At 31.7% G+C, this 7,939-nt stretch carries 8 protein-coding genes; all 8 read left to right on the forward strand.

The genetic code is table 11. The annotated features are described in order from the left end of the window. Positions 1-8 precede the first annotated feature (8 nt). The 8 genes from FEZ33_RS07635 to FEZ33_RS07665 all read left to right on the forward strand — a co-directional run bounded on the left by FEZ33_RS07635 (position 9) and on the right by FEZ33_RS07665 (position 7,730). The gene (locus FEZ33_RS07635; RefSeq protein ID WP_138404811.1) at positions 9-998 is read left to right on the forward strand and encodes a glycosyltransferase family 2 protein; all 990 of its coding nucleotides are present in this window, start codon (positions 9-11) and stop codon (positions 996-998) included. A 15-nt stretch (positions 999-1,013) separates the two neighbouring features. Continuing rightward, positions 1,014-2,501, forward strand: coding sequence for a lipopolysaccharide biosynthesis protein (locus tag FEZ33_RS07640; protein WP_138404812.1), 1,488 nt, complete (start codon positions 1,014-1,016; stop codon positions 2,499-2,501). A gap of 7 nt (positions 2,502-2,508) precedes the next feature. Continuing rightward, positions 2,509-2,970, forward strand: coding sequence for a serine O-acetyltransferase (locus FEZ33_RS07645; RefSeq protein WP_138404813.1), 462 nt, complete (start codon positions 2,509-2,511; stop codon positions 2,968-2,970). Between the two features lie 31 nt (positions 2,971-3,001). Further along, positions 3,002-4,012 carry a GDP-mannose 4,6-dehydratase gene (locus FEZ33_RS07650; RefSeq protein WP_138404814.1) on the forward strand — a complete coding sequence of 337 codons (1,011 nt, stop codon included), beginning with the start codon at positions 3,002-3,004 and terminating at the stop codon, positions 4,010-4,012. A gap of 557 nt (positions 4,013-4,569) precedes the next feature. Continuing rightward, positions 4,570-5,739: a nucleotide sugar dehydrogenase gene (locus FEZ33_RS07655; protein ID WP_138404815.1), complete on the forward strand. Its 1,170-nt coding sequence runs from the start codon at positions 4,570-4,572 to the stop codon at positions 5,737-5,739. Between the two features lie 80 nt (positions 5,740-5,819). Next, on the forward strand, positions 5,820-6,692 hold the full coding sequence (gene galU, locus FEZ33_RS07660; RefSeq protein WP_138404816.1) for a UTP--glucose-1-phosphate uridylyltransferase GalU: 873 nt from the start codon (positions 5,820-5,822) through the stop codon (positions 6,690-6,692). Positions 6,693-6,881: 189 nt separating this feature from the next. After that, positions 6,882-7,064 (forward strand): hypothetical protein, encoded by a 183-nt coding sequence (locus tag FEZ33_RS12725; protein ID WP_235888791.1) that lies wholly within the window; start codon positions 6,882-6,884, stop codon positions 7,062-7,064. 21 nt (positions 7,065-7,085) lie between these two features. Beyond that, complete coding sequence (locus FEZ33_RS07665; RefSeq protein WP_268951516.1) at positions 7,086-7,730, forward strand: sugar nucleotide-binding protein; 645 nt, start codon at positions 7,086-7,088, stop codon at positions 7,728-7,730. Positions 7,731-7,939: the final 209 nt, after the last annotated feature.

Below are 7,939 nucleotides of genomic sequence, written 5' to 3' on the forward strand. Positions count from 1 at the left end.
ACAAAAAAATGGGAAAAAAACTAGTATCAATTATTATGTCTGTTTATAATACGGAACCTAAAATTCTAGATCAGGCAATTAAGAGTATCCTAAATCAAACCTATAAAAACTTTGAATTTATAATTATTGATGATAATTCCGATGAAAATATTAAAGGTCAAATAGAATCATATCAGGATGCTAGAATTTTATTCATACAAAATAAAGAAAATCTGGGTTTAACGAAAAATTTAAATAAGGCTATAGAATTATCTAATGGTTGTTATATTGCAAGAATGGATGCTGATGATATATCACATGAAAAAAGAATTGAAAAACAAGTTACTTTTTTAAATAATAATTCGAAAGTAGGTATTGTGGGTACTAATGCTAAGTCAATAGGTATCAGTCAAAAGAAAATAAAAATGTATTCCGAACACCAAGATATAAAAGCTCAATTACTCATAAACAGTCCGATGATACATCCTAGTATAATGATAAGAAAATCATTATTAAATGAAAATATGTATAATGAAAGTTATAGAGTAGCTCAGGATTATGAATTATGGTCAAGATTAATTTGGAAAACCGAATTTTCAAATATTCAAGAAGAACTATTGTTTTATAGATTGCATGAAAAGCAAGTATCAAACAAAAGAACTAAAGATCATAATTATCTGATACAAGATATCAGAAAAAAAATGTGGAGTAAAATCTCTCAAAATATAACATCCGATGAACTGAAGTTAATAAAAAAGAGTAGTTCTGCTGCTGCATTAAGCGAGAAGGAATTAGAAACTTTAAATTTGTTTAGTAATGTTATGATAGAAAAAAATTTAATTTCATTGAATTATGCCAATGAATCTCTAATTAAAATCTTATCTAAGAATTTGGATAGAGCTATTTATATTAGTACAAAAACAAAAGGAGGCTTTCCTAAAAGGAAATTAAAAATAAAACCAAAGCACTATGTGAATCGTTTTACAATACAAAAGTTTTTTGGCTTTTTAATTCGATAAGTAAAGGGAGAGAATATGAATAATATAAAGTTGTTAAAAATTAACACTTCAGTATCATTGATAAATCAAGTCATAGTGATATTAAGTGGATTAATTTTACCAAGATTTATTTTAATTTATTACGGTTCTGAGATTAACGGACTAGTTTCTTCAATTACACAATTTTTAAGTATAATAACATTTTTAGAATTGGGTGTAGGGGGAGTAGTTCAAGCTACACTTTATAAACCAATTGCTGAAAATAACTATTTATTTCTTAGCAAAGTGTTATCCTCGGCAAAAAAATATTTCCGTATATTATCATATATTTTAGTGATTTATATTATAGTATTAATTATTGTATTCCCTATTATAGTAGATTCTCCTTTAGATTTTATAAGTAATTCTATATTAATAGTTGCGATGTCTATAAGTCTTTTTTGTCAATATTATTTCGGTTTAATAAATCAGTTATTATTGAATGCGGATCAAAAAACATATGTACATACTATTCTACAAATTATTACAATAATATTATATACGTTCATTAGTGTAGTGTTGATTGTAAATAACTTTTCCATAGTCTTGGTCAGAGCGATGGCTAGTTTGATGTTTTTAATTAAACCAATTGTTATGAGTATTTATGTGAAAAAAAAATATATGATTGAGACGATTGCCCACACTGAGGATGTTCTTCCACAGAAGTGGAATGGTGTTGCGCAACATATTGCCTATACAATTACAAATAGTACAGATATAGTTGTTCTGACAGTTTTCTCAACCTTAGAAACTGTTTCAATATATTCAGTTTATAATTTGGTAATTAACGGCTTAAAGCTATTAATAAGCTCTTTAACTAGTAGTATCCAATCTTTCTTTGGAAATTTATTAGCAAAAGAAGAATATAATACTTTAGGTAAATTTTTTTCAAAAATAGAATGGATAATTCATACACTAGTTACTAACATTTTTAGTATTACTTCTGTTTTAATTACCCCGTTCATATTAATATATACTGCTGGTGTCCAAGATGTTTCTTATAATGTTCCAGTATTCGGATTTTTAATTACCATGACACAAATGTTATATTGCTTGCGATTACCATATTATTTACTTGTCAATGCAGCAGGTCAGTTTAAAGAAACACAAAATGGAGCAATAGTAGAAGCTATTATTAATGTGGTTATTTCAGTTTTAATTGTTAATAAATACGGTTTAATTGGCGTTGCAATTGGGACGATAATTGCTTTAGGTTTTAGAACAATATATTTAGTAATTTATCTTTCAAACAATATTTTAAAAAGACCAGCTACTTTATTTCTAAAACAAATTATTGTTGATTTAGTAACCATGTGTTTGATTCATCTTGCTAGTTTGTTTGTGACTGTTAAATCCTATGATTTCTTTAGTTGGGTATATTTAGCTATTATCATCAGTTGTATCAGTTTGATTATTTCTTTTATAATCAACTATTTATTTTATAATGATAGAGTGTTAGAAATAATAAAAAAAATTAGAAAGTAAGAGAGAAATGTTAAGAAAAATATTTAGAGTAATATTTTATTCGAATATAAATTCCGTGGTGCTTATTAATATATTGTTAAAGCTTAGAGAAAATAATAATAAAATACTTTCGATTTTATTATGGAATAAACTGATAGTTAAGTATGGAATTCATATTGGCAATAGAGTTAAAATTGGGAAAAATTTAATTTTACCCCATCCACTTTCCATTGTGATAGGAAATGCTGTAAAAATTGGAGATAATTGTACGCTTTACCATAATGTAACATTAGGAACAAAACATTCGTTGGAAAATGAGAGTATTGGTTATCCTGAGTTAAAAAATAATGTAATTATATATACTAATACAGTTATTATTGGTGATATTGTGATTGGCGAGAATACGATAGTTGGTTCAAATTCATTAGTTACTACTGATTTAGAAGCTAATTCTGTTTATGCAGGGAATCCACTGAAAAAAATACGATAAATAGAGAATATTTATCTTTCTGGAGGTATATATGGAAAAAATATTAATTACCGGAGCCGCAGGCTTCATTGGTTCTTTTTTAAGTAAACGATTATTAGAAGGTCAGTACTCAGTGGTTGGATTGGATAATCTAAACGATTATTACGATCCAAGTTTAAAGGATAAAAGATTAAAAGAGTTACTATCTCAAGATAAGTTTAAATTTATCAAGGGGGATATATCTGATAAAGATTTTGTTATGAGCTTATTCGAAGAAGATCAATTTGATATTGTCATTAACTTAGCTGCACAAGCTGGAGTTCGATATTCAATTGAGAATCCTGATGTTTACATTCAAAGTAATATCATTGGTTTCTACAATATCCTAGAGGCTTGTAGACATTATCCAGTGGAGCACTTGTTATATGCATCATCAAGTTCTGTCTATGGATCAAATAAGAAAGTACCATTTGAAGAGACCGATTTTGTTGATAACCCTGTATCATTATATGCTTCAACGAAAAAGTCCAATGAATTAATGGCACATACATATAGTCACCTATACAATATACCTGTGAGTGGCTTACGTTTCTTCACGGTTTATGGACCTATGGGTAGACCTGATATGGCTTACTTTGGCTTTACTGATAAGTTCTTTAAAAATGAGCCAATTCACATCTTTAATAATAGAGACTTTGAAAACGATCTATACCGTGACTTTACTTATATTGATGATATTGTTAGTGGTATTGAGAAGTTAATGAGTCGCCCGCCTGTTAAAAATGAAGAGGGACCAGCACATACTGTCTATAATATCGGGAATAATAATCCAGAAAAATTAATGGTATTTATTACAAGTCTTGAAAAAGCATTGAGTAATTCATTAGGTAGAGAAGTAGAGTTCGAGAAAATATATGAACCAATCAAACCAGGAGATGTTCCTGCAACTTATGCATCTACTGATAAATTACAAGATGCAATTGGCTTTAAACCAGAAACAGGCATTCAAGAGGGCTTACAAAAGTTTACTGATTGGTATGTAACTTATTACAATAAAAAATAATATTTTATAATAACCTGTTTAGTTTATCGAGATTAAAAGTTTGTAGAATCAATATAAATAATAAAAGAAAAAAATTATAGATAAATCTGCAAATTCTAAATAATTAAAAGCTGTCGGTTTCCTATACTGAATTGTCCAATTTGTATGTGTATACTGAATGCCAAAATGATAACATTATGGCATTCAATAATAAGTGGTACTTTCATTTTTCATTTAACTTAGCTTAAATTCTAGTTTTTCTGGGACTATAGCCGTTCAATAGCTAATTTCTTATAAGAAATTATCAATAAGTAGTTTAAGTTTTTCAGTTGATATAAAAATTTCTTTCTTAATGGATTTATGAGATATTATTGACATTAGGTTAATTAAGTATATCCTTAGCGTTCAGATTAAGTGAGTCTATGTAATATAAGTGCGAGTCAATTGTATTATATATTTTTATAAGAAGAATGGTATAAATTCCACTTAAATTAGGACAATTATAGAGAGTGTCGATTATTGTATGTTTTATTTATATATAGAATATAGTAATTATTTTTCGTTTGGAGGAGCAAATAATGAATATAACAGTCGTAGGATTAGGTTACGTAGGACTTTCTAACGCCGTCTTACTAGCCCAACATAACAATGTTAGAGCGTTGGAGATTGTCCAAGCCAAGGTTGATTTGATTAATCAAGGACAGTCACCAATTAAGGATCAAGAGATTGAAGGCTTTCTAGCGAATGGAAAGCTTCAACTGGAAGCAACGATTGATAAGGATTATGCTTATGGGCATCAGCCGGAATTTGTTGTTATTGCTGCACCAACAGATTATGATGATGAGAGTGATCGGTTTAATACAGAGGCATTGGAAAGTGCGTTAGAGGATGCATTATCTTATGCGCCTGAAGCAACCATTATTATTAAGTCAACGATTCCTGTAGGCTATACTAAACGTATTAACGAGAAGTATCAGACTGACCGTATTATATTCTCACCTGAATTCTTGCGTGAAGGTAAGGCATTATATGATAATTTACATCCTTCACGTATTATTGTCGGCGAGGTATCCGAGCGTGCTCAGAAGTTTGCTGAATTGATGAAGGAAGGGGCTGTTGATCCTTCAGTGGATATATTATTAATGCCTTCAACCGAAGCAGAAGCGGTTAAGTTATTCTCTAATACTTACTTAGCTTTACGTGTGTCTTACTTTAATGAATTAGATACATATGCTGAGACTAAGGGGTTAGATACTAAATCAATTATTGACGGCGTTAGTCTAGATCCCCGTATCGGAGACTATTATAACAACCCTTCTTTTGGTTACGGTGGATATTGTTTACCAAAAGATACTAAACAGATGCTTACGAACTATAAGGATGTGCCAAACAATTTAATTCGTGCGATTGTGGAGTCTAACGTAACACGCAAAGAATTTATTTCCAGTCAAATATTGAAACACGAGCCAAAAGTTATCGGTATTCATCGTTTAACAATGAAGACCGACTCAGACAATTTTCGACAAGCAGCGATTTTTGACATTATGAAGCAGATTCGTGCTGAAGGTGTTGAAGTGGTTATTTACGAGCCAACGATTAAAGAAGAGAACTTTGAAGGGTATCGAGTTGTTAATGACTTAGCGACATTCAAGTCAATGACGAGCAGTATTTTAGCGAATCGAATATCCGAAGATATTCAAGATGTGAGCCATAAGGTTTACACACGTGATGTATATAATAATAATTAGTTTTATTTGTAATATTAATTTATGGGGCTTCTTCTTTGTGAAGTTCCTTTATTTTATAGTTATTAAGAAGGAGAATGGTTATGTCAAAAGTACGTAAGGCAGTGATTCCAGCTGCTGGATTGGGAACACGTTTTTTACCCGCTACAAAGGCGATTGCGAAGGAGATGCTTCCAATCGTCGATAAACCAACGATTCAGTTTATCGTTGAGGAGGCGATTGCTTCAGGGATTGAAGATATTATTGTAATTACTGGTAAAGGCAAACGTCCAATTGAAGATCATTTTGATGCGAATTTTGAATTAGAGTATAATTTGCAAGAAACGGGTAAGGATGAATTACTTGCCTTAGTGGAAGAAACCACGGAAATTCGACTGCATTTTATACGTCAGAAACGTCCTAAAGGCTTAGGGGATGCAGTCTATCAAGCACGCTCATTCGTTGGTAATGAGCCATTTGTGGTCATGTTAGGGGATGATATCATGGTCGATGATGTCCCTTTGACCAAGCAATTGATTGATAATTATGACAAGATGAAAGCATCCACGTTAGCGGTTATACCAATACCCCATGAAGAGACGTCTAAGTACGGTGTGATTGATCCGACATCTGAAGTAGAAGAGGGAATCTATGCAGTTAACAGCTTTGTTGAAAAGCCTGAGCCTGAAGATGCACCAAGTAACCTAGCCATCATTGGTCGTTACTTATTGAAGCCAGAGATATTTAATATTCTTGAAACGCAAGCACCAGGGCGAGGTGGTGAAGTACAATTGACAGATGCAATTGATACTTTAAATCAGACGCAACGTGTCTTTGCCTTAGAGTTCAAAGGGAAACGTTATGATGTAGGAAATAAATTAGGCATGTTAGAGGCTAATATCGAGTATGGGTTACAACATCCGGAACTGAAGGATGGCTTGAAGGATTATTTGATGAGTGTTGTGGAACGCTTTTAGTTAAAGTAGAATTTTTGTTAGTGTTGGTGAGAGAGATCCTTTCATTAATACTTTTTTATTATTTCTATGTAAGAAACATATAATACATGTAAGTCATTTATATTGTGTATATCGTTCATAGGGCAGAGTTATTTTGTTATAATGGGGTAAGTCTTAGTTAGTAAATAAATTGGGTTAGGTGAATTGATAATGAAGAAAGTTCTAATTACAGGAAGAAATAGTTATATAGGCAATAGGCTTGCAGCATGGTTAGCTCTCTGGCCAGAAGAGTATCAAGTCGATAAGGTATCCTTACAAACTGATAAGTGGCAAGATATCGACTGGAGTGGTTATGATTCAATCATTCATGTGGCGGGAATAGCACATAATTAATCAAATAAGTCATTAGAAAACTTGTATTATTCTGTCAATCGTGATCTAACTGTGCAAGTGGCCAGCAAGGCTAAAAAAGAAGGTGTAAGGCATTTTATTTATATGAGTAGTATGATTGTTTTTGGGACTGACCAAGCTGCTATTAGACAAGATACAGTGCCTCAGCCAGATAATTTCTATGGGGATAGTAAGTTGCAAGCTGAACGCGAGTTAGAGCGATTAGAATCCGAAGATTTTCGAGTGGCTTATGTTCGTCCGCCAATGATTTATGGTCATGAATCAAAAGGGAATTATCCACGACTTTCTAAGTTAGCTAAGGTTACACCACTTTTCCCTGATTATGATAATAGACGTAGTATGTTACATGTAGATAACTTATCAGAGTTTCTAAGGTTAGTTATTGATAACCAGGACCGAGGTTATTACCATCCACAAAATACAGAATATATCAGAACAACGGATCTTGTTAAAGAAATTGCGAAGATATCCAATCATCGTATAGGTGTGACCAAGCTGTTTAATCCGTTGATTAAAAGTATGATGGGCATCAACGTCGTTAATAAAGTTTTTGGCGACTTGTATTACGAACAAGCTATGAGTGAGTATCATACAAATTATAATGTCAGAGATTTTAATGAGTCGGTGCGAGAGACGGAGTTGGGTTAGTAGAGTATTTTTTGGGGGAGAGTGGTATTATAAACATCCTTTTTATGTATTCATGATTATTGCATTTAATTTGTACCAACCTTGCGGTTCTTTTTACCAGTGATTGCGGACAGTTTTACCACTCTTTGCGGAAGAATTTACCAAAACTTATATATCCTCCTGTATACTTATTGAGCACGTTTACATCTTTTAGAAAGGTGAGCGTGACA

This window comes from Ruoffia tabacinasalis, assembly GCF_005864045.1.
GTDB lineage: Bacteria > Bacillota > Bacilli > Lactobacillales > Aerococcaceae > Ruoffia > Ruoffia tabacinasalis.

Excerpts from the sequence above, each read along its gene's own strand:
- FEZ33_RS07640 (WP_138404812.1), top strand. The coding sequence starts at position 1,014 with ATGAATAATATAAAGTTGTTAAAAATTAACACTTCAGTATCATTGATA.
- FEZ33_RS07655 (WP_138404815.1), top strand. The coding sequence starts at position 4,570 with ATGAATATAACAGTCGTAGGATTAGGTTACGTAGGACTTTCTAACGCC.
- FEZ33_RS07645 (WP_138404813.1), top strand. The coding sequence starts at position 2,509 with ATGTTAAGAAAAATATTTAGAGTAATATTTTATTCGAATATAAATTCC.
- FEZ33_RS07635 (WP_138404811.1), top strand. The coding sequence starts at position 9 with ATGGGAAAAAAACTAGTATCAATTATTATGTCTGTTTATAATACGGAA.
- FEZ33_RS12725 (WP_235888791.1), top strand. The coding sequence starts at position 6,882 with ATGAAGAAAGTTCTAATTACAGGAAGAAATAGTTATATAGGCAATAGG.
- FEZ33_RS07650 (WP_138404814.1), top strand. The coding sequence starts at position 3,002 with ATGGAAAAAATATTAATTACCGGAGCCGCAGGCTTCATTGGTTCTTTT.
- galU (WP_138404816.1), top strand. The coding sequence starts at position 5,820 with ATGTCAAAAGTACGTAAGGCAGTGATTCCAGCTGCTGGATTGGGAACA.